The organism is Streptomyces sp. NBC_00376 (assembly GCF_036077095.1).
GTDB lineage: Bacteria > Actinomycetota > Actinomycetes > Streptomycetales > Streptomycetaceae > Streptomyces.
Genome location: NZ_CP107960.1, coordinates 2,495,781 through 2,518,120, shown reverse-complemented (window position 1 = coordinate 2,518,120; position 22,340 = coordinate 2,495,781). Strand labels below are relative to the sequence as shown.

Here is a 22,340-nt window from a genome sequence, read left to right as displayed (position 1 = left end):
CACAGTGCCCGAGCTGCCCGAGGTCGAAGTCGTACGGCGTGGTCTCGAACGCTGGGTCACCGGCCGCACCGTCGGTGACGTCGAGGTGCTGCACCCGCGTGCGGTCCGCCGTCATCTCGCCGGTGGCGTGGACTTCGCGGCCCGGCTCGGCGGCGCCCGCTTCGGAACGGCGATGCGCCGCGGCAAGTACCTCTGGGTGCCGCTGGACGACGCGTCCAGCTCGCTGCTGGGCCACCTCGGGATGAGCGGCCAGCTGCTGGTGCAGCCGCAGGACGCCCCGGACGAGAAGCATCTGCGCATCCGGATCCGCTTCGACGACTCCCTCGGCACCGAGCTCCGCTTCGTCGACCAGCGGACCTTCGGCGGGCTCTCGCTCCACGAGAACACGCCCGACGGGCTGCCCGACACCATCGCGCACATCGCCCGCGACCCGCTGGACCCGGCGTTCGACGACGCCGCCTTCCACGCGGCGCTGCGCCTGCGCCGTACGACCGTCAAGCGGGCCCTGCTCGACCAGTCGCTGATCAGCGGCGTCGGCAACATCTACGCGGACGAGGCACTCTGGCGCAGCAGACTGCACTACGACCGGCCGACCGCGAGCCTCAACCGCCCCAAGGCCGCCGAACTGCTCGGCCATGTCCGCGACGTGATGACCGCGGCGCTCGACCAGGGCGGCACCAGCTTCGACAGCCTCTACGTCAACGTGAACGGCGAGTCCGGCTACTTCGACCGCTCGCTCGACGCCTACGGACGCGAGGACGAGCCCTGCCACCGCTGCGGCACGCCGATGCGCCGCCGCCCCTGGATGAACCGCTCCAGCTACTTCTGCCCGCGCTGTCAGCGCCCGCCGCGCGCCTCGTCGTAGCCGTCACGGGCCCGGAGCACCTCGGGCATCCGGCCCTCGACGAGCTCGATCAGCGCGAGCAGCCGCTCGGCCACCTGCCGGCCCAGGGGCGTCAGCTCGTAGTCGACGCGCGGGGGATTGGTCGGCTGGGCCTCGCGGTGGACCAGGCCGTCCCGTTCCAGGGCGTGGAGGGTCTGCGAGAGCATCTTCTCGCTGACCCCGTCGACCCGGCGACGGAGTTCGTTGAAGCGGAAGCCGCCTTCGTACAGCGCTCCCAGAGTCAGGCTGCCCCAGCGCCCGGTGACATGTTCCAGCGTGGAGCGTGAGGGGCACTGCCGGGAGAACACGTCGAAGGCGAGCGTGTCCGGACGGGTGTTCTCGTCCGCGCTCTCGTCCATACCGAGACTCTCGTCCATAGCGAGCAGCGTACGCCCGCACAGCGCTCACCACCGGAGTGCGCTTTCTGTGGGTGAGCGCCGGGCGCGCCGACGGTCAGAAGCCGAAGAAGTGACACGCCGGGTTCCCAGCCTGCGGTTACGTAATCGGTCAACGCTGTGACCTGCTGCTGAGCTGAGACCCAAGGGGCCAGCCCGCGCCCTGCGCGGGCACCTTGATGAGGTGGAGAAACCTGCCCGAGTCCATTGTCTTCGCGTTGGCCGGCCACCTGACGCGCTTGCCCGCCGTGGAGGTGACATTGCCCTGGAAGACGTTGGACGGTCCGCCTGTCACTGCGGCACTGATCTTCCGGAGCCCCGAGGGGCATTCCCTGAACCGCAACCGTTTCAACGATCGGCAGTGGCGTCCTGCTCTACGAGCTGCGGGTGTGGCTGCGGGGCGGGACAACGGGATGCACGCGTTGCGGCACTTCTACGCCTCTGTGCTTCTGGACGTGGGGGAGAGCATCAAGGCTCTGAGTGAATATCTGGGCCACCATGACCCCGGCTTTACGCTGCGGACCTATACGCACCTGATGCCGTCGAGCGAGACCCGCACGCGGGCCGCCGTTGATTCCGTCTGGGCCGCCCCGGCTACCGATGACGGCCCTGATACGGCCCAGGAGGGCTCATAGGTCGCTGACCTGCGGAAATCTCAGAAGCCGAAGTCCTGGGTCCACCAGGGGCCACCGGAGCCGTAGTGCACACCGACGCCGAGCGTCCTGTAGTCGCAGTTGAGAATGTTCGCCCGGTGGCCGGGGCTGTTCATCCAGGAGTCCATCACGGCCTTCGCGGTCGCCTGGCCACGGGCTATGTTCTCGGCCGCGAGGCCCTGCGCACCGGCCTTCGAGGCGCGGTCCCACGGGGACCGGCCGTCCGGGTCGGTGTGGTCGAAGAAGCCGCGGGCGGCCATGTCCTCGCTGAAGTCCTGGGCGAGCGAGGCGAGCGAGGAACTGGCGGTCAGCGGGCTGCAGCCGACCTTCGAGCGTTCCTGGTTGACCAGGGCGAGCACGGCGGACGGGACCGAGGAGTCGGCCGGGGCCGAGGCGCTGCGGGTCGCGGGGGCGGAGGTCTTCGGCGCGGCCGACGACTTCTCGGCGGCGGGAGCGGTGCTCTTCCCGGTCCCGGCCGAAGGGGTCTTCGCCGAGGCGGACCGGGAGGGCTCCGTCCGCTCGGCGGGGCCCGAGGTCTTCGGGGCGGACGACGGGGATCCGGCGGAGGACTGAGCGCTGGCCGGGCCCCCGGCCCGCCCGGTGCCGCGGCTGGCCGGTCCGGACGCGGTGGACCGGTCGGCCGGTGCGGTGGAGGAGCCGCCCTGGGTCAGCAGATCCGGAGAGCCCTCGGTGCGCACCCGGTCGGAGCCGCCGCCCAGCGAGTAGGTGTCGCCGCCGGGCACCAGGCCGGAGGCCACTGCCACGGCTCCCACGGCAAGGGCCGCGGAGACGCCGACCAGTCCGGTCCGGACCGGGGCCGCGGACCGCTTCCTGCGGTGCCCGCCCCGGCTTCGTCCCGCGCCTTCCGCGGCGTGGTCATCGGCGGTGGCGGCTGTCGCGGAGCGTCGATGGCTTCCCATCTGCTGAGCCCTTCGTCAATACGACTCACCCGTTCGAGTGAGTCCATTGCGTCGGGACTGTACGCCATGGCCAGACGGCGGAAAGTGCTCCGCGGGCGATCGGCCGGTTAGCGTTCGGGCATGAACGAAGATGTACGACTCACCGCATGGGTACGCGGCCGAGTGCAGCAGGTGGGATTCCGCTGGTTCACCAGGGCGAACGCCCTTGAGATCGGTGGCCTCACCGGCTTCGCCCTCAATCTCGACGACGGCAGGGTGCAGGTCGTCGCCGAGGGCCGGCGTGAGAACTGCCACCGTCTGCTGGAGTGGCTGCGCTCGGACGACACACCCGGACACGTCGACGGAGTCACTGAGATATGGGACACCCCGCGCGGCGGTTACGAGGGCTTCGCGATCCGTTGAACCGGGTCCGGCCCGGGGGTGCGGAACGGGCCATGTTCGGACCGTGTTCGAAACGCGGCGAGGGGTTACCGGACGGGGTGCTCATCTGCGTACACATGAAATGACCTGCGGAATGTCCGGGTGGTTGCCAAGATTCGGTTGGCGTGCCAGGCTGCGGCAGTAAGGATGATCTCCACGCCCCGCAGGGCCCCGCAGGAGAGTCGCGCCGCATGATCGCCCAGCCGCGCGCCCCCGGGCCGCCCGCCTCTACAGGGTGTGATCGTGTTGACCGTCAAACTTTTTGGTGAGACGCTGAAATCCCCGCGCACCTTAGCTGTTTGGCAGAGCTGTTTGGCAGCAGAACAGCAGTGACTACAGAGCACTGCCGAGCACCGCGGGTGCGATTCCCTCACGACCCACACCGCATCGGTCGGTCACTCAGTGTGGAGGACCATCCATCATGGCAAAGGCGCTTCTCGGTTACGTCGGCGGTTCCGACCCGCGACTCCTCGCCGAGATGCGACGGCTCCAGCAGCGCGTCCAGGACCTCGAATCCGAGCTCGTACGGATTCAGGACGAGAACGACGCGCTGAATGCCGCCGCCCAGCACCAAGAGTCGCTGCTCGACAGCATCGACATCGACGTACCTCAGGCGGAGCCGGCGCTGACCTGACCGATGGCCCCCAGGGGCCGGTCGGGCCGCGTGCGCGTCAGCCGTTTGAGATCATCACCCGGATTGCCGCCGGATCATTGAAGATCACTGCTCTCGATCTGTCACCGCCGTGACATGTCCTTGATTCGTCATGCGCAGCTGCACCAGCAACACCGCACGCAACACCGCACAAGTTTTACAAGGGACGCCCAGGCGTCCCTTCTTTCTTTTTCCGCCCGGATCCTTTTCCGCTCGGAAACTGCGCGGTAGCCGCCCCGGCGTACACCCCTTCCCTTACCGTCTGATGTGCCCTGCACCTTCATCAGCGAAACCGAGAGCGAAAGGTAGAGTCCGGCGGCGTGCACCTCAAGGCCCTGACCCTGCGTGGTTTCAAATCGTTCGCCTCCGCCACGACGCTGCGGTTCGAACCCGGCATCACATGCGTCGTCGGCCCCAATGGGTCCGGCAAGTCCAATGTGGTGGACGCGCTCTCCTGGGTCATGGGGGAACAGGGCGCCAAATCCCTGCGCGGCGGCAAGATGGAGGACGTGATCTTCGCCGGCACCACCGGGCGGCCGCCGCTCGGCAGGGCCGAAGTGTCATTGACCATCGACAATTCCGATGGTGCGCTGCCCATCGAGTACGCCGAAGTGACGATCACTCGGATCATGTTCCGCAACGGCGGCAGCGAGTACCAGATCAATGGCGACACCTGCCGGCTGCTGGACATCCAGGAACTCCTCTCGGACTCCGGCATCGGCCGCGAGATGCATGTCATCGTCGGTCAGGGCCAGCTGGACTCCGTGCTGCACGCCGATCCGATGGGCCGTCGCGCGTTCATCGAGGAAGCCGCCGGCGTGCTCAAGCACCGCAAGCGGAAAGAGAAGGCGCTGCGGAAACTGGACGCGATGGGGGCCAATCTCGCCCGCGTCCAGGACCTCACCGACGAACTGCGGCGGCAACTGAAACCGCTCGGCCGGCAGGCCGCCGTGGCGCGCCGGGCCGCCGTCATCCAGGCCGACCTGCGCGACGCCAAGCTGCGGCTGCTCGCCGACGACCTGGTGCGGCTGCGCACGGCGCTGAGCAGCGAGATCGCCGACGAGGCGGCGCTCAAGCAGCGCCGGGAGGCCGCGGAGGCGGCGCTCAAGGCGGCCCTGGCGCGGGAGGCGGAGCTGGAGGACGAGGTACGGCGGCTGGCGCCGCGGCTCCAGCGCGCCCAGCAGACCTGGTACGAGCTGTCCCAGCTGGCCGAGCGGGTGCGCGGCACGATCTCGCTGGCCGATGCCCGGGTGAAGAGTGCTTCGGCCGCTCCGGAGGAGGAGCGGCGCGGTCGCGATCCCGAGGAGATGGAGCGGGAGGCGGCCCGGATCCGCGAGCAGGAGGCTGAGCTGACCGCCGCGCTGGAGGCCGCGGAACACGCGCTGGAGGACACCTCGGCCCACCGTGCCGAGCTGGAACGGGAGTTGGCGGCCGAGGAGCGCAGGCTCAAGGACGCCGCCCGCGCCATCGCGGACCGCCGCGAGGGGCTCGCCCGGCTGAACGGGCAGGTCAACGCCGCCCGCAGCCGTGCCGGTTCCGCGCAGGCCGAGATCGACCGGCTGGCCGCCTCCCGGGACGAGGCGCAGGAGCGGGCGATCGCCGCCCAGGAGGAGTACGAACAGCTCAGGGCCGAGGTCGAGGGCCTGGACGCCGGTGATCAGGAGCTCGGCGAGCGGCACGATGCCGCCAAGCGGGAGCTCGCCGAGGCGGAGGCGGCGCACTCCGCGGCCCGGGAGGCGGCCACCGCTGCGGAACGGAAGCGGGCGGCGGTGGCGGCCCGCCACGAGGCGCTGGCCCTCGGTCTGCGCCGCAAGGACGGCACGGGCGCGCTGCTGGGGGCGCGGGACCGGCTGTCGGGCCTGGTGGGTCCGGCCGCGGAACTCCTGGCGGTGGCGCCGGGGCACGAGGTGGCGGTGGCGGCGGCACTGGGCGCGGCGGCGGACGCGGTCGCGGTGACGGACCCGGCCACGGCGGCGGAGGCGATCCGGCTGCTGCGCAAGCAGGACGCGGGGCGGGCCGCGCTGCTGCTGGGCGCGGTGCGGCGCGCCGAGGCCCCTGGGGAGGGGGGTGCCGATGATGCCGGTGGTGGCGCCGGTGACGGAGGGCCGCGTGCCGTGGCCGATCTCGTCCGCGGGCCCGTCGAACTGATGGACGCCGTACGCAGGCTGGTGCGGGACATGGTGGTGGTCGGCACCCTGGAGGACGCCGAGGACCTCGTCGCCGTACACCCGGAGCTCACGGCCGTGACGGCCGAGGGGGACATCCTCTCGGCGCACTTCGCGCACGGCGGTTCCGCCGGGGCGCCGAGCCTCCTCGAAGTGCAGGCCTCGGTCGACGAGGCCGCGGCCCAGCTGGAGGAACTGGCCGTGCAGTGCGCCGGGTTGACCGAGGAGCAGCGGGTCGCGGGGGAGTGCCGCCGGGCCGGTGCCGCGCTGGTCGAGGAGCTCGGGGAGCGGCGCAGGGCCGCCGAGCGGGAGAAGTCCGGGGTGTCCCAGCAGCTGGGGCGGCTGGCCGGGCAGGCCCGTGGCGCGGCGGGCGAGGCCGAGCGGATGACCGCGTCGGCGGCCCGCGCCCAGGAGGCCCTGGAGCGGGCGACCGAGGAGGCCGAGGAGCTGGCCGAGCGGCTGCTCGTCGCCGAGGAGATGCCGGTCGAGGACGAGCCGGACACCTCCGTACGGGACCGGCTCGCCGCCGACGGTGCCAACGCCCGCCAGACCGAGATGGAGGCCCGGCTCCAGGCGCGCACCCATGAGGAGCGGGTCAAGGCACTGGCCGGCCGCGCCGACTCCCTCGACCGGGGTGCCCGCGCCGAACGGGAGGCCCGCGCCCGCGCCGAGCGGCGCCGGGCCCGGCTGCGGCACGAGGCGGCGGTGGCCTCCGCCGTCGCGTCCGGTGCCCGTCAGCTCCTCGCGCACGTCGAGGTGTCCGTCGTACGGGCCGAACGGGAGCGGGTGGTGGCCGAGGCCGCCAAGGCGGAGCGGGAGAGGGAGCTGGCGGCCGAGCGCGGCCGGGGCCGCGAGCTCAAGGGCGAGCTGGACAAGCTCACCGACTCCGTCCACCGCGGCGAGGTGCTCGGCGCCGAGAAGCGGCTGCGGATAGAGCAGCTGGAGGCGAAGGCGCTGGAGGAGCTGGGCGTCGAGCCGGCCGGGCTGGCCGCGGAGTACGGCCCCGACCAGCTCGTACCGCCGTCACCCGCCGCGGAGGGCGAAGAGCTGCCGCAGGACCCGGACCATCCGCGCAACCGGCCGAAGCCGTTCGTCAGGGCCGAGCAGGAGAAGCGGCTGAAGTCGGCCGAACGGGCGTACCAGCAACTCGGGAAGGTGAATCCGCTCGCCCTGGAGGAGTTCTCGGCGCTGGAGGACCGGCACAAGTTCCTCTCCGAGCAGCTCGAGGACCTGAAGAAGACCCGGGCCGATCTGATACAGGTCATCAAGGAGGTCGACGAGCGGGTCGAGCAGGTGTTCACGGAGGCGTACCGGGACACGGCCCGCGAGTTCGAGGGCGTCTTCTCGCGGCTCTTCCCGGGTGGCGAGGGCCGGCTGATCCTGACCGACCCGGACAACATGCTCGCGACCGGTGTGGACGTCGAGGCGCGGCCGCCCGGCAAGAAGGTCAAGCGGCTCTCGCTGCTGTCCGGCGGCGAACGTTCGCTCACGGCGGTGGCCTTGCTGGTCTCCATCTTCAAGGCACGGCCGAGCCCGTTCTATGTGATGGACGAGGTCGAGGCGGCGCTCGACGACACCAATCTCCAGCGGCTGATCCGGATCATGGAGGAGCTCCAGGAGAGCTCGCAGCTCATCGTGATCACGCACCAGAAGCGGACGATGGAGGTCGCCGACGCGCTGTACGGCGTCTCGATGCAGGGCGACGGGGTCTCGAAGGTCATCAGCCAGCGGCTGCGCTGAGCCCTGCTCACCGAGTGCTCCCCGGGCCGGATCCACTCAAGTGGTGGCGGCCGGGAAGTTGTGTGCCACTTGGAAGGGTTCACCCCCACACCTGACGACGTGGCCAGGCATCAGGAGTTCATGTGACCAGCACTTCGCAGGGACCGGCGTCCGGAGCCCGAGCGGCCCACCCGGACCACCTCGGCCATGTCATCTTCATCACCGCGGCCGCCGCGATGGGCGGCTTCCTGTTCGGCTACGACAGCTCCGTCATCAACGGCGCCGTCGAGGCGATCCGCAGCCGCTACGACATCGGCTCGGGAACGCTCGCCCAGGTCATCGCCATCGCCCTGATCGGTTGCGCGATCGGCGCGGCCACCGCGGGGCGCATCGCCGACCGCATCGGCCGCATCCGCTGCATGCAGATCGCCTCCGTGCTCTTCACCATCAGCGCCGTCGGCTCCGCGCTCCCGTTCGCCCTCTGGGACCTGGCGATGTGGCGCATCATCGGCGGCTTCGCCATCGGTATGGCCTCGGTGATCGGCCCGGCTTACATCGCGGAGGTCTCGCCGCCCGCCTACCGGGGCCGGCTCGGCTCCTTCCAGCAGGCGGCGATCGTCGTCGGCATCGCCATCTCCCAGCTGGTCAACTACGGCATCCTGCAGCTGGCCGACGGTGACCAGCGCGGAAAGATCGGCGGCCTCGAAGCCTGGCAGTGGATGCTCGGCGTGATGGTCGTCCCGGCGGTCCTGTACGGGCTGCTGTCCTTCGCGATCCCCGAGTCGCCGCGGTTCCTGATCTCGGTCGGCAAGAAGGACCGGGCCCGGAAGATCCTCGAGGAGGTCGAGGGGAAGAACGTAGACCTGGACGCCCGGGTGACCGAGATCGAGACCGCGATGCACCGCGAGCACAAGTCCAGGTTCACGGACCTGCTCGGCAGCCGCTTCGGCTTCCTGCCGATCGTCTGGGTCGGCATCGGGTTGTCGGTCTTCCAGCAACTCGTCGGCATCAACGTGGCGTTCTACTACTCGGCGACGCTCTGGCAGTCCGTCGGCATCGACCCGACCGCCTCGTTCTTCTGGTCGTTCACCACCTCCATCATCAACATCATCGGTACCGTCATCGCGATGGTCCTGGTGGACCGGGTGGGCCGCAAACCGCTCGCGCTGGCGGGCTCCACCGGCATGGCCATCGCCCTCGCCTTCGAGGCCTGGGCCTTCTCCGCCGACCTGGTCGACGGCAAACTGCCCACCACCCAGGGCGTCGTGGCGCTCGTCGCGGCCCATGTGTTCGTGCTCTTCTTCGCCCTGTCGTGGGGCGTCGTCGTCTGGGTCTTCCTCGGCGAGATGTTCCCCAACAGGATCCGCGCCGCCGCGCTCGGCGTCGCCGCGTCCGCGCAGTGGATCGCCAACTGGGCGATCACCGCGAGCTTCCCGAGCCTGTCCGACTGGAACCTGTCGGGCACGTACATCATCTACGCCTGCTTCGCCACGCTCTCGATCCCGTTCGTGCTCAAGTTCGTGAAGGAGACCAAGGGCAAGGCGCTGGAGGAGATGGGCTGACCCCAGCCGGTCAGGAGCCGCTCAGGAGCTCTCCGGCGCGATCGCCTCGCAGAACAGCCGCAGGCTGCGCCACCCCTCCTCGACCGGCATCCCGCCGCACAGCGGATGCAGCACCAGACTGTCCAGCTCCGTGGCCGCCGCGGCGCACTCGTCGGGCGTGAGGACCCGGTAGACCCCCTCGGCCCGCAGCTCCGGCACCGTCGTCGCCGCCGAACGCACGGCGGAGCGGATGTCCTTGGACTGCCAGGAGGCGTACGTGCGTGCCTCGTGCAGGAAGTACTCGCCGTACTCGGCCCAGGTCCGGTCCGGGTCCTCGGACACGTGCAGCAGCGGTGTCTCGGCGGCGGGCATCATGCAGAAGCCGTCCGTCCCGAACTCGGCGCGCAGTTGCTGGTAGTACGCCTCCAGCTCCGGCAGATGCGCGCTCGGGAAGAACGGCAGCCCTAGCCGGGCCGCACGCCGCGCCGCCGCCCGCGAACTGCCGCCCACCAGCAGCAGCGGGTGCGGCCGGGTGTACGGGCGCGGCGTGATCCTGACCGTCCGGCCCCGGTACGGGAACGGCTCACCGGTCCACGCCTGGAGCAGCGTCTCCAGCAGTTCGTCCTGGAGCCTGCCGCGCCGGCCCCATTCGACCCCCGCCTGTTCGTACTCCTCGGGCCGGTAGCCGATCCCCGCCACCGTGACCAGCCGGCCGGCGCTCAGCAGGTCCAGGACCGCGATGTCCTCGGCCAGCCGCAGCGGGTCGTGCAGCGGGCCGATGATCGCCGAGACGGTGACCGCGATCCGGCGGGTGGCGCCGAAGACCGAGCCCGCGAAGACGAAGGGGGAGGGCAGCCAGGAGTTGGCGACGCCGTGGTGCTCCTCGGTCTGCACGGTGTCGACGGCGTGCTCGTCGGCGTACGCGGCCATCTCCAGCGCGGCGCGGTAGCGGGACGAGAGCGACTCGGGGGTGGCATCGGGATCGACGAGATTGAACCGGACCACTGTGAAGGCCATGAGACTTGTCCCCATCGTCGGGCGGGCGCGGCGAGGCGGGACAGTAGCTGACGTAGCGTCAGAAGTGTAGGGGTGTGTTGTCGCCGGACCCGTCGCCGTCGCCCCGGGCCCGTCCGGCGGAACGCGGCAGGAGTGCGTACAGGCCGGCGGAGACGGTGATCGTGGCCGCCCAGCCCAGCCCCTGACGCCCGACCCAGGTGGTGGCGAGCGGCCCGGTGAACCACCGCACGCCGGTGAAGAGCAGCCCCGTCACCAGCCCCGCGGCCCACGCGGCCACGGCCGGTACGGCGAAGCCTCCGGTGTACCAGTAGGCGCCGGCCGGGGTGGTGTCCAGGAGGGCCGCCGGATCGTACGTACGGCCCCGCAGCAGATCCACGGCGAAGACCCCGATCCACGCGGAGAACGTGACGGCGAGCAGCGTCAGGAAGGAGGTGAAGGAATCCAGGAAACCGGCGGCCGTGACCATCAGCGTCGCGCCCAGGAGCAGGCTGATGGCCGCGTTCATGCCGACCGCCCAGGCGCGGGGGATCGTGAATCCCAGGGTCTGCGCGGTGAATCCGGCCGAGTACAGCGACATCGCGTTGATCAGCACCATGCCGACCACGGCGAACAGCAGATACGGCACCGCGAGCCAGCCGGGCAGCAGCGGGCCGATGAACGCGACCGGGTCGCGCGTGACGGCCAGTCCCGGTTCGGCGACCCCCATCACGGCCCCCATCAGCACCATCGGCGCGTACACGATCCCGGCGCCGGCCACGGTCGCCCCGATCATCGCCCGGCCGGACGCCGAGTGCGGCAGATAGCGGGCGAAGTCCGGGCCCGACGGGGCCCAGCTGAGGCCGCCGGCCGCCAGGGTGCCGACCCCGGCGAGCATCATCGTCACCGGCCCGGCGGGCCTGCCCAGTGCGCCCCGCCAGTCGGTCGAGCCGATCAGGTGGATCAGTACGAGCACGCTGACACCGCCGAAGAGGTACGTCGACCAGGTGCAGCACACCCGCAGCGCACCCAGGCCCAGCCCCGACACCAGGCAGCTGCACCCCACGAAGGCGAGCAGGGTCACCAGCGTCAGCCGGTGGCTGCTCGTGATGCCGAAGAGCAGTTCCAGCACGGCGAGCACCGCGTAGGTGCCGGTGACCGCGTTGACCGTCTCCCAGCCCCAGCGGGCGACCCAGGTCAGCGCTCCGGGCAGCAGATTGCCGCGCTGCCCGAAGACGGCCCGGGAGAGCGCCATGCCGGGGGCCCCGCCCCGTCTGCCCGCGATCGAGACCAGGCCGACCAGCCCGAAGCCGATGACCGAGGCCGTGAGGGCGACCGTGAGCACCTGCCAGAGATTCAGCCCGTTGAAGACGACGAGCCCGGCGCCGACGGTGAGCAGCAGCACGGTCAGGTTCGCGCCGACCCAGGTGGGGAAGAGGGTCCGGACCCGGCCGGTGCGTTCGTTGTCGGGGACGGGCTCCAGGCCGCGGGTCTCCACGGGCAAGATCGTACCTTTACCGCCAAAAGGTGCATAACGGCCGATGGGATGTTCGGGCGATCCTTCGGGGCGGCCCCGGCGGGCGGACGTGACTGATACTGGGTGGGTTATGGAATTCGTCATCCTTGCTGTAGTCATCGCCCTGGTCGCGGTCGGCGTGATCAGCGGGCTCGTGGTCAGCAGCCGCAAGAAGAAGCAGCTGCCCCCGGCACCGTCGAGCACGCCGACCATCACTCCTCCCGCCGAGCCCCATGTCGGCGAGGAAGCCGAGACGCCGCGCGAGGAACCGCGCCGCACCATCGAGGAGGTCGGCCCGCCCGAGGCCGAGGCTCCCGCCGAGGAGGCCCCCGAGGCCGTCGAGCCGGAGGCGCCCGCCGCCCCCGCCATCGAGGTGCCCGAGCCCACCGCCGGCCGTCTGGTACGGCTGCGCGCCCGGCTCGCCCGCTCGCAGAACTCCCTCGGCAAGGGGCTGCTCACGCTCCTGTCCCGGGACAACCTCGACGAGGACACCTGGGAGGAGATCGAGGACACCCTCCTCACCGCCGACGTCGGCGTCGCGCCCACCCAGGAACTGGTGGAGCGCCTCCGCGAGCGCGTCCGCGTGCTCGGCACCCGTACCCCCGAGGGGCTGCGCGCGCTGCTGCGCGAAGAGCTCCTCAACCTGCTCGGCACCGACTTCGACCGCGCGGTCAAGACGGAGAGCGGCCTCGACACCCCCGGCGTCGTGATGGTCGTCGGCGTCAACGGAACCGGCAAGACCACCACCACCGGCAAGCTGGCCCGGGTGCTCGTCGCCGACGGCCGCAGCGTCGTGCTCGGCGCGGCCGACACCTTCCGGGCGGCCGCCGCCGACCAGCTCCAGACCTGGGGCGAGCGCGTCGGCGCCCGCACCGTGCGCGGCCCCGAGGGCGGCGACCCCGCGTCGATCGCCTTCGACGCGGTGAAGGAAGGTATCGCCGAGGGCGCCGATGTGGTCCTCATCGACACCGCCGGACGGCTGCACACGAAGACCGGGCTGATGGACGAGCTCGGCAAGGTCAAGCGGGTCGTCGAGAAGCACGGACCGCTCGACGAGATCCTGCTCGTCCTCGACGCCACGACCGGGCAGAACGGCCTGGTGCAGGCCCGGGTGTTCGCCGAGGTCGTGGACATCACCGGCATCGTGCTCACCAAGCTGGACGGCACCGCCAAGGGCGGCATCGTCATCGCCGTCCAGCGCGAACTGGGCGTACCGGTGAAGCTCGTCGGTCTCGGCGAGGGACCGGACGATCTGGCCCCGTTCGAACCGGAGGCGTTCGTGGACGCCCTGATCGGCGACTGAGACCCGTACCGCACCCGAAGAGCCCGACCGCATGGCGCAAGCAGCGGCCGGGCTCTTCGGCGTTACGGGGACGGCTCCGGCGTCGATAGGGGGTTACGGGGACGGCTTCCGGTTCCGGCGTCGATACGGGATCGACTTCGGCTCCGGCGCCGTCACGGGACCGGCTGCCGCGCGCTCAGCCGCAGAGCGGCGCGCGATGGCAGCTGTACGCCAGCGTGCCCAGCAGCAGCCGGGCCTGCGGCGGCGCGGCCGCCGTGTCCAGCTCCGGCGGGCGCAGCCAGCGGACGGGGCCGAGGCCGCCCTCGTCGGACGGCGGGGCGGTGATGTGGCAGCCGGTCCCCAGCGCCCGCAGGTCCAGCCCCGCGTCGTCCCAGCCCATCCGGTACAGCAGCTGCGGGAGCTCGGCGGCGGCGCCCGGAGCCACGAAGAACTGCGCCCGCCCGGCCGGGGTCACCGCGACCGGGCCGAGCGGCAGCCCCATCCGCTCCATCCGCACCAGGGCCCGGCGCCCCGCCGCCTCGGCGACATCGAGCACGTCGAAGGAGCGGCCCACCGGCAGCAGCATCGAGGCGCCCGGTGTGCGGGCCCAGGCATCGGCCGCCGCGTCGAGCGTGGCGCCCGCGGGGACCTCGGGGGCGAAGTCCAGCGGATGGGCGCCGGGGGAGGGGCAGCCCACCTGCCCGCAGGAGCAGCGGCCGGCCGCGGCCCGCGCACCCGGCACGACGGCCCAGCCCCACAGCCCTGTGCACTCGGCCACCGCCGTGTACTCGGCCGCACGGCCGCGGCGCCGTGAGCCGGTGCGCATCTCGCGGATGCCGCCGATCGTGAAGCCCATGCCCCCTCCAACGGGTCCGGCTCGCCGGTGGTTACGACGCGGACCGGAGTCGTGACGCTCCGTCGTCGCCGACGATTCGGAGTGCGCCGGTGATATTCGGGTCGTGCGAGATTCTTCGCGCGCCCCGTTGCGCTCACTGCGCCCCCTGCTGATCGCCGTGTGTCAAGTGAATCGCGCCCGACGGGGGCGGCGTTCATTCGAAGGGGTGGCGAATGGTGGCGTTTCTGTAAGGGCCCTCGCCCGGGGGGTGATCGTAGGATTACCGTCGGTACACGAACCATGGAAGTATGTGCGCCGTGGGTATGCCGGAGGCAACCCGATTTCATGTTCGATAGTGCGCGACCTCCACATGGGCGGCATCGGCTCAGGGCATTCTGGTAATGGTTCGCGCGACAGGTATTCGGCGGATGGGGGCGTTCCAGTGAGTGGCAGCGGCGCAGGCGATTCGAATGCCGGCAAGCGCCCCAATGAGCAATTGAGCTCATGGTTCGTGCGGAGCGGCTGGTCGAAGGGCGAGCTCGCGCGCCAGGTCAACCGCCGGGCGCGCCAGATGGGTGCCCACCACATCAGCACCGACACGTCCCGCGTGCGCCGCTGGCTCGACGGCGAGCAGCCGCGCGAGCCGATCCCGCGCATCCTCTCGGAGCTCTTCTCGGAGCGCTTCGGCACCGTCGTCGCCATCGAGGACCTCGGACTGCGCTCCGCGCACCAGTCGCCGTCCGTGTCCGGCGTCGACCTGCCCTGGGCGGGCCCGCAGACCGTCGCCCTGCTCAGCGAGTTCTCCCGCAGCGACCTGATGCTCGCCCGCCGGGGATTCCTCGGCTCCTCGCTCGCCCTGGCCGCCGGACCCGCGCTCATCGAGCCGATGCAGCGCTGGCTGGTCCCCGTCTCCGGCGCCGTCTCCGCCGAACCGGACCCGGCGGCGGCCCGCCGCCCCTCCAGGCTCTCCGGCCCCGAGCTCGATCTGCTGGAGTCCACCACCGCGATGTTCCGCCAGTGGGACGCGCAGTGCGGCGGCGGACTGCGCCGCAAGGCCGTCGTCGGGCAGCTCCACGAGGTCACCGACCTGCTCCAGGAACCGCAGCCCGAGGCCACCGCCAAACGGCTCTTCCGGTGTGCCGCCGAGCTGGCCGAGCTGGCGGGCTGGATGAGCTACGACGTCGGCCTCCAGCCCACCGCCCAGAAGTACTTCGTACTCGCGCTGCACGCCTCCAAGGAGGCCGGTGACAAGCCCCTGGGCTCGTACATCCTGTCCAGTATGAGCCGCCAGATGATCCACCTCGGACGGCCCGACGACGCCCTCGAACTGATCCACCTCGCGCAGTACGGCAGCCGGGACTGCGCCACCCCGCGCACCCAGGCCATGCTGTATGCGATGGAGGCCCGCGCGTACGCCAACATGGGCCAGCCCAGCAAGTGCAAACGGGCCGTCCGGATGGCCGAGGACACCTTCCTCGACGTGGGCATCGACGGCGAGCCCGAGCCCGACTGGATCCGCTTCTTCTCGGAGGCCGAGCTCAACGGCGAGAACTCCCACTCCTACCGCGACCTCGCCTATGTGGCTGGCCGCAGCCCCACGTACGCCTCGCTCGCCGAGCCCCTGATGGAGAAGGCCGTCCAGCTCTTCGGCGACGACGACGAGCACCAGCGGTCCTACGCGCTCAACCTGATCGGTCTCGCCACCGTCCACCTCCTCAAGCGCGAGCCCGAACAGTCGACGGTGCTGGCCGAGAAGGCCCTGCGCGTCGCCAGGAAGATCCGCTCCGAGCGGGTCAACACCCGGCTCCGCAAGACCGTCGACACCGCTGCCAGGGACTTCGGGGACATCCCCGATGTCGCCAGGCTCACCGACCTCCTCACCGAGCAGCTGCCGGAGACCGCCGAAGCGGTCTGAGCAGCACCCCGGGCCCCGGCCACGGCGACCACCCCGCACAGACCGACTTCGGCTCCCCCAATTGCCAGGTCAGCGGGTGGTCGGCGTGGCCGGTTCGCGTTGTCGTGCCCGTACGCCAGAGTCGTAACCGCACCGTATGCGGCCCCGGCCGCGGGACAGGCCCGGCGCCGGTCGCGCCACCGCCGGTTCATGGCGACGTAACACACCGGACCCCTTCGTCACCACGGTGAAACACCGTGCGGCATCGGCGGAAACCGCACTGGGTGAATGTCTAGCCCATAACCGGCCCGCACCTTTTCCCCAGTGGTCCCGCACGTGGTGCCGCTCCCATCGCCCGCACGCGGCCGCACCGACGACGAGGAGACGCCGATGCCCCCAGGCATCACGACGCTTGCCGCAGACACCCCGACGCTGTCTGCCGCCAACACCGGGTTCATGCTGATCTGCTCCGCCCTGGTGATGCTGATGACCCCGGCCCTGGCCTTCTTCTACGGAGGCATGGTCCGCGTCAAGAGCACCCTCAACATGCTGATGATGAGCTTCATCAGCCTCGGGATCGTCACGATCCTGTGGGTGCTCTTCGGGTTCAGCCTCGCCTTCGGCACCGACATCGGCTCCGTCGTCGGCTGGAGCTCGGACTACCTCGGACTCAGCGGGATCGGCGTCACCCAGCTCTGGGACGGCTACACGATCCCGGTCTACGTCTTCGCCGTCTTCCAGCTGATGTTCGCCGTGCTCACCCCGGCCCTGATCAGCGGCGCCCTCGCCGACCGGGTCAAATTCACCTCGTGGGCCCTGTTCATCACGCTCTGGGTCACCATCGTCTACTTCCCCGTCGCCCACTGGGTCTGGGGCGCGGGCGGCTGGCTGTACGAGATGGGCGTCATCGACTTCGCGGGCGGTACGGCCGTCCACATCAACGCCGGTGCGGCGGCGCTCGGCGTGATCCTCGTCATCGGCAAGCGCGTCGGCTTCAAGAAGGACCCGATGCGGCCGCACAGCCTGCCGCTCGTCATGCTCGGCGCCGGTCTGCTCTGGTTCGGCTGGTTCGGCTTCAACGCCGGCTCGTGGCTCGGCAACGACGACGGCGTCGGCGCGGTGATGTTCGTCAACACCCAGGTCGCCACCGCCGCCGCGATGCTCGCCTGGCTCGGCTACGAGAAGCTCCGCCACGGCTCCTTCACCACCCTCGGCGCCGCCTCCGGCGCGGTCGCCGGACTCGTCGCCATCACCCCGTCCGGCGGCGCGGTCAGCCCGCTCGGCGCCATCGCGGTCGGCGCGATCGCCGGGGTGCTCTGCGCCATGGCCGTCGGCCTGAAGTACCGGTTCGGCTACGACGACTCCCTGGACGTGGTCGGCGTCCACCTCGTCGGCGGCATCGCCGGTTCCCTCCTCGTCGGCCTCTTCGCCACCGGCGGCGTCCAGTCCGACGCCAAGGGCCTCTTCTACGGCGGTGGCCTCGAACAGCTCGGCAAGCAGGCCGTCGGTGTCTTCGCCGTCCTCGCGTACTCTCTCGTCGCCTCCGCGATCCTGGCCTTCCTGCTGGACCGGACGATCGGGATGCGGGTCCCCGAGGACGACGAGATCTCCGGCATCGACCAGGTCGAACACGCCGAGACCGCGTACGACTTCAGCGGAGCGGGCGGCGGCGCGGCCCCGCGCACCGCGAGCTCCGCCCCGGGCAGCACGGCAGCAGCGAAGACGAAGAAGGTGGACGCATGAAGCTCATCACCGCGGTCGTGAAGCCACACCGGCTGGACGAGATCAAGGAGGCCCTCCAGGCCTTCGGCGTCCAGGGCCTCACGGTCACCGAGGCCAGCGGGTACGGACGCCAGCGCGGCCACACCGAGGTCTACCGGGGCGCCGAGTACACCGTCGACCTCGTACCCAAGATCCGGATCGAGGTCCTGGTCGAGGACGAGGAATCCGAACAGCTCATCGACGTCGTGGTGAAGGCCGCCCGCACCGGCAAGATCGGTGACGGCAAGGTGTGGAGCGTGCCGGTCGAGACCGCGGTCCGGGTACGGACGGGCGAACGCGGCCCGGACGCACTCTGACGGATGGTCCCGAGGCGCCGACGGTCGTGAAAGCGCCGACGGTTGCGAAGGGCGCCGATGGTCCCGAAGCGCCGATGGCTCCGAAGGCCGACGGCTCTGCAGGCCGACGGCCGCGAAACGCCGACGGTCCCGAACGAAAGGCAGCCGGGTGACGAGCACCGAGACCACCACCGAATCCGCAGACTCGGAACCCGGCGGCTACGCGGCGGCCCGGCTGCGCCTTCTCCAGGAGGAGGCGCGGTCCGGGCCGCCGCGCCGTGCGGCCCTCGCCGCGCTCACCGACGACTGGCTCACCGAGCTGTTCACCGCCGCGGCCCGGCAGACCGGCGTCCAGGGCGCCGCCCTCGTCGCCGTGGGCGGCTACGGACGCGGTGAACTCTCCCCGCGCAGCGACCTCGACCTGCTGCTCCTGCACGACGGGAACGCCGGCCCCGCGGCCGTCGCCGCTCTCGCCGACCGCGTCTGGTACCCCGTCTGGGACCTCGGTCTCGCCCTCGACCACTCCGTACGCACCCCCGCCGAGGCGCGCGGGACCGCGGCGGAGGACCTCAAGGTCCAGCTCGGACTGCTCGACGCCCGGCCCGTCGCCGGGGACCTCGGGCTCGTCGCCGCGATGCGCACCGCGGTCCTCGCCGACTGGCGCAACCAGGCCCCCAAGCGCCTGCCCGCACTCCACGAACTCTGCCGCGAACGTGCCGAACGCCAGGGCGAGCTGCAATTCCTCCTCGAACCCGACCTCAAGGAGGCCCGCGGCGGACTGCGGGACGCCACCGCGCTGCGCGCCGTCGCCGCGTCCTGGGTCGCCGACGCCCCCCGCGAAGGTCTCGCCGAAGCCCGCCGCGTACTGCTCGACGCCCGTGACGCCCTCCACCTCACCACCGGCCGCGCCACCGACCGCCTCGCCCTCCAGGAACAGGACCAGGTCGCGCAAGCTCTCGGACTCCTGGACGCGGACACCCTGCTCCGCCAGGTCTACGAGGCCGCCCGCACCATCGCGTACGCCACCGACGTCACCTGGCGCGAGGTCGACCGGGTCCTACGCCCCCGGTCCGTGCGCCCCCGGCTGCGCGCGATCCTCGGCGGCGGCAGGGCGGCCGCCCCGGAACGCACCCCGCTCGCCGAAGGCGTCGTCGAGGCCGACGGCGAGGTGGTCCTCGCCCGCGCCGCCCGCCCCGAACGCGACCCCGTCCTCGTGCTGCGCGCCGCCGCCGCGGCCGCCCAGTCCGAGCTCCCGCTCTCCCGCCACGTCGTACGCCGGCTCGCCACCGCCGCACCCCCGCTGCCGGTGCCCTGGCCCGCCGAGGCCCGCGAGGAACTCGTCACCCTCCTCGGCGCCGGCGAGGCCACCGTCCCCGTCTGGGAGGCTCTCGAAGCCGAAGGGCTCATCACCCGGCTGCTCCCGGACTGGGAACGCGTCCACTGCCGACCCCAGCGCAACCCCGTCCACACCTGGACCGTCGACCGCCACCTCGTCGAGACCGCCGTCCGGGCCTCCGACCTGACCCGCCGAGTCCACCGCCCCGACCTGCTCCTGGTCGCCGCGCTGCTGCACGACATCGGCAAGGGCTGGCCCGGCGACCACTCCGTCGCCGGTGAGGTGATCGCCCGGGACACGGCCGCCCGGATCGGCTTCGACCAGCACGACGTGGGCGTCATCGCCACCCTCGTACGCCATCACCTGCTGCTCGTCGAGACCGCCACCCGACGTGACCTCGACGACCCGGCGACCGTCCGCTCCGTCGCCACCGCCGTCGGCACCGCCACCACTCTGGAGCTCCTCCACGCGCTCACCGAGGCCGACGCGCTCGCCACCGGGCCCGCCGCCTGGTCCTCCTGGCGGGCCTCCCTCGTCGCCGACCTGGTGGGACGCGTCGCCGCCGTGCTCGCCGGCCAGGCCCCACCGGAGCCGGAACCGGCCGCGCCCGGCGCCGAACAAGAACGCCTCGCCATCGAGGCCCTGCGCACCGGCGGACCCGTCCTCGCGCTGCGCGCCCAGGCCGGGGCCCCGGGCGAGGACGGCGAACCGGAACCCGTCGGTGTGGAACTCCACATCGCCCTGCCCGACCGGCCCGGCGTGCTACCCGCAGCGGCGGGCGTCCTCGCCCTGCACCGCCTCACCGTGCGCGCCGCCGACCTGCGCGCCGTGGAACTCCCCACCGAACTGGGCGGCTCGGCGGACGTGCTGCTGCTCAGCTGGCGGGTCGCGGCCGAGTACGGCTCGCTGCCGCAGGCCGTCCGGCTCCGCGCCGACCTCGTACGCGCCCTGGACGGTTCCCTGGACATCCGGGCCCGGCTCGCCGAACGCGAGGCCGCCTATCCGCGCCGCCGCGGGGTGAAGGCCCCGCCGCCGAGGGTGACCGTCGCGGCGGCCGGCTCCCGGCTGGCGACGGTGATCGAGGTGCGGGCCCAGGACGCCCCGGGGCTGCTGCACCGGATCGGCCGGGCGCTGGAGCAGAGCGGGGTACGGGTGCGCAGCGCCCATGTGTCGACCCTGGGGGCGAACGCGGTGGACGCCTTCTACGTCACGGACACCGAGGGGAAGCCGCTGCCGGGGGAGCGGGCGGTCGCGGTGGCGGACGCGGTGGAGGCGGCGCTCCGGGCGTGACGCGGGAACCATGCGGCTTGACCGGCCCCCGGATTTCCCGGGCAGGGGGTCATCGTTTCTTCCGGGCCGGATACCCTGGGGTACCGAATCCACTTTGCCCCCGACCCTGAGGACCGACGAGCGCCGTGTTCGATACTCTCTCCGACCGCCTTGCCGCGACTTTCAAGAACCTCAGGGGCAAGGGCCGCTTGTCCGAGGCGGACATCGACGCCACGGCTCGCGAGATCCGTATCGCCCTGCTCGAAGCGGACGTCGCGCTGCCGGTCGTCCGCGCCTTCATCGCCAACGTCAAGGAGAGGGCGCGCGGCGCCGAGGTCTCCCAGGCGCTGAACCCGGCCCAGCAGGTCGTCAAGATCGTCAACGAGGAGCTCGTCGGCATCCTCGGCGGCGAGACGCGTCGGCTGCGGTTCGCCAAGACCGCGCCCACCGTGATCATGCTCGCCGGTCTCCAGGGTGCCGGTAAGACCACCCTCGCCGGAAAGCTCGGCCTCTGGCTCAAGGGCCAGGGCCACTCCCCGCTCCTCGTCGCCTGCGACCTCCAGCGCCCCAACGCCGTCAACCAGCTCAGCGTCGTCGCCGACCGCGCCGGTGTCGCGGTGTACGCGCCCGAGCCGGGCAACGGCGTCGGTGACCCGGTCCAGGTCGCCAAGGACTCGATCGAGTACGCGCGGTCCAAGCAGTACGACGTCGTCGTCGTCGACACCGCGGGCCGCCTCGGTATCGACCAGGAGCTGATGCAGCAGGCCGCGGACATCCGCGACGCCGTCGGCCCCGACGAGATCCTCTTCGTCGTCGACGCGATGATCGGCCAGGACGCGGTCAACACCGCTGAGGCCTTCCGTGACGGCGTCGGCTTCGACGGCGTGGTGCTCTCCAAGCTCGACGGTGACGCCCGCGGTGGTGCGGCGCTGTCGATCGCCCATGTCACGGGCAAGCAGATCATGTTCGCGTCGAACGGTGAGAAGCTCGAGGACTTCGACGCCTTCCACCCCGACCGCATGGCGTCCCGCATCCTCGACATGGGTGACCTGCTCACCCTGATCGAGCAGGCGGAGAAGACCTTCAGCCAGGAAGAGGCCGCCAAAATGGCCTCCAAGCTGGCGTCCAGCAAGGGCAAGGACTTCACGCTCGACGACTTCCTTTCCCAGATGGAGCAGGTCCGGAAGATGGGCTCCATCTCCAAGCTGCTCGGCATGCTGCCCGGCATGGGGCAGATCAAGGACCAGATCAACAACATCGACGAGCGGGACGTGGACCGCGCCGCCGCGATCATCAAGTCGATGACCCCCAAGGAGCGCGCCGAACCGACGATCATCAACGGCTCGCGCCGGGCCCGTATCGCCAAGGGTTCCGGTGTCGAGGTCAGCGCGGTGAAGAACCTGGTGGAGCGGTTCTTCGACGCCCGCAAGATGATGTCGAAGATGGCCCAGGGCGGCGGCATGCCGGGGATGCCCGGGATGCCGGGCATGGGCGGTGGCCCCGGCCGGCAGAAGAAGCAGGTCAAGCAGGCCAAGGGCAAGCGCAAGAGCGGCAACCCGATGAAGCGCAAGGCCGAGGAGCAGGCCGCGGCGGCCCGCCGCGAGCAGGCGGCGCAGGGTGGCGCGTTCGGCCTGCCGGCGCAGGAGGACAAGAACTTCGAGCTGCCGGACGAGTTCAAGAAGTTCATGGGCTGACCCGGACCGAATGAACCCGGGCCGGGCCGGCCCGGGTTCGCCACGGCTGTCGTACGCCGTCCCTCCAAGGGCCCATCGGACAGGCTCTGGGAGGGCCTTGTCCGCGTTCCTCCCTT

16 protein-coding genes and 1 pseudogene are annotated in these 22,340 nt (G+C 71.3%); 12 read left to right on the top strand and 5 right to left on the bottom strand.

Annotated features, from left to right (window positions below; translation table 11 throughout):
- The first annotated feature begins 4 nt into the window (after positions 1-4).
- Entirely contained in the window at positions 5-865 is an 861-nt protein-coding gene (gene mutM, locus OG842_RS11060) for a bifunctional DNA-formamidopyrimidine glycosylase/DNA-(apurinic or apyrimidinic site) lyase (protein WP_266729447.1), read from the top strand.
- On the opposite strand, the gene OG842_RS11055 is transcribed toward mutM, so the two are convergent.
- The gene (locus OG842_RS11055; RefSeq protein ID WP_266733525.1) at positions 838-1,242 is read right to left on the bottom strand and encodes a winged helix-turn-helix transcriptional regulator; all 405 of its coding nucleotides are present in this window, start codon (positions 1,240-1,242) and stop codon (positions 838-840) included. The genes mutM and OG842_RS11055 overlap by 28 nt on opposite strands.
- A 182-nt stretch (positions 1,243-1,424) precedes the next feature.
- On the opposite strand from OG842_RS11055, the pseudogene OG842_RS11050 reads away from it, so the two are divergent.
- Positions 1,425-1,913 (top strand): annotated as a pseudogene (locus OG842_RS11050) (tyrosine-type recombinase/integrase); the annotation flags it as partial.
- Positions 1,914-1,933: 20 nt separating this feature from the next.
- On the opposite strand, the gene OG842_RS11045 reads toward OG842_RS11050, so the two are convergent.
- Positions 1,934-2,851, bottom strand: a complete 918-nt coding sequence (locus OG842_RS11045) for a CAP domain-containing protein (protein WP_266729446.1) — start codon at positions 2,849-2,851, stop codon at positions 1,934-1,936.
- A gap of 120 nt (positions 2,852-2,971) precedes the next feature.
- Between OG842_RS11045 and OG842_RS11040 the strand changes: the two genes are divergently transcribed.
- The 4 genes from OG842_RS11040 to OG842_RS11025 all read left to right on the top strand — a co-directional run bounded on the left by OG842_RS11040 (position 2,972) and on the right by OG842_RS11025 (position 9,369).
- Positions 2,972-3,253: an acylphosphatase gene (locus tag OG842_RS11040; RefSeq protein WP_266729445.1), complete on the top strand. Its 282-nt coding sequence runs from the start codon at positions 2,972-2,974 to the stop codon at positions 3,251-3,253.
- 439 nt (positions 3,254-3,692) lie between these two features.
- Positions 3,693-3,905, top strand: coding sequence for a hypothetical protein (locus OG842_RS11035; RefSeq protein WP_018551753.1), 213 nt, complete (start codon positions 3,693-3,695; stop codon positions 3,903-3,905).
- Between the two features lie 338 nt (positions 3,906-4,243).
- Positions 4,244-7,828, top strand: a complete 3,585-nt coding sequence (gene smc / locus OG842_RS11030; RefSeq protein ID WP_266729444.1) for a chromosome segregation protein SMC — start codon at positions 4,244-4,246, stop codon at positions 7,826-7,828.
- 122 nt (positions 7,829-7,950) lie between these two features.
- The gene (locus OG842_RS11025) at positions 7,951-9,369 is read left to right on the top strand and encodes a sugar porter family MFS transporter (RefSeq protein WP_266729443.1); all 1,419 of its coding nucleotides are present in this window, start codon (positions 7,951-7,953) and stop codon (positions 9,367-9,369) included.
- A gap of 21 nt (positions 9,370-9,390) precedes the next feature.
- On the opposite strand, the gene OG842_RS11020 is transcribed toward OG842_RS11025, so the two are convergent.
- The gene (locus tag OG842_RS11020; protein WP_266729442.1) at positions 9,391-10,365 is read right to left on the bottom strand and encodes an LLM class flavin-dependent oxidoreductase; all 975 of its coding nucleotides are present in this window, start codon (positions 10,363-10,365) and stop codon (positions 9,391-9,393) included.
- Between the two features lie 58 nt (positions 10,366-10,423).
- Positions 10,424-11,839, bottom strand: coding sequence for a purine-cytosine permease family protein (locus tag OG842_RS11015; RefSeq protein WP_328512193.1), 1,416 nt, complete (start codon positions 11,837-11,839; stop codon positions 10,424-10,426).
- 109 nt (positions 11,840-11,948) lie between these two features.
- Between OG842_RS11015 and ftsY the strand changes: the two genes are divergently transcribed.
- On the top strand, positions 11,949-13,160 hold the full coding sequence (ftsY, locus tag OG842_RS11010) for a signal recognition particle-docking protein FtsY (protein ID WP_266729440.1): 1,212 nt from the start codon (positions 11,949-11,951) through the stop codon (positions 13,158-13,160).
- A gap of 175 nt (positions 13,161-13,335) precedes the next feature.
- Here the strand turns inward: ftsY and OG842_RS11005 are convergent, their stop codons facing one another.
- Complete coding sequence (locus OG842_RS11005) at positions 13,336-13,995, bottom strand: bifunctional DNA primase/polymerase (protein ID WP_266729439.1); 660 nt, start codon at positions 13,993-13,995, stop codon at positions 13,336-13,338.
- Positions 13,996-14,416: 421 nt separating this feature from the next.
- Here OG842_RS11005 and nsdA point away from each other — a divergent pair, with 421 nt between their 5' ends.
- The 5 genes from nsdA (at position 14,417) to ffh (ending at position 22,224) form a co-directional block, all read left to right on the top strand.
- Positions 14,417-15,889 carry a transcriptional repressor NsdA gene (nsdA, locus tag OG842_RS11000; protein ID WP_266729438.1) on the top strand — a complete coding sequence of 491 codons (1,473 nt, stop codon included), beginning with the start codon at positions 14,417-14,419 and terminating at the stop codon, positions 15,887-15,889.
- Between the two features lie 369 nt (positions 15,890-16,258).
- Positions 16,259-17,611 carry an ammonium transporter gene (locus OG842_RS10995; RefSeq protein ID WP_266729437.1) on the top strand — a complete coding sequence of 451 codons (1,353 nt, stop codon included), beginning with the start codon at positions 16,259-16,261 and terminating at the stop codon, positions 17,609-17,611.
- Positions 17,608-17,946 (top strand): P-II family nitrogen regulator, encoded by a 339-nt coding sequence (locus OG842_RS10990; RefSeq protein ID WP_266729436.1) that lies wholly within the window; start codon positions 17,608-17,610, stop codon positions 17,944-17,946. The genes OG842_RS10995 and OG842_RS10990 overlap by 4 nt, the downstream gene beginning before the upstream one ends.
- A gap of 148 nt (positions 17,947-18,094) precedes the next feature.
- Positions 18,095-20,551 carry a [protein-PII] uridylyltransferase gene (locus OG842_RS10985; RefSeq protein WP_328512192.1) on the top strand — a complete coding sequence of 819 codons (2,457 nt, stop codon included), beginning with the start codon at positions 18,095-18,097 and terminating at the stop codon, positions 20,549-20,551.
- Between the two features lie 125 nt (positions 20,552-20,676).
- A complete protein-coding gene (gene ffh, locus OG842_RS10980) occupies positions 20,677-22,224 on the top strand; it encodes a signal recognition particle protein (protein ID WP_266729434.1) in 1,548 nt (515 codons plus the stop codon).
- The last annotated feature ends 116 nt before the right edge of the window (positions 22,225-22,340 follow it).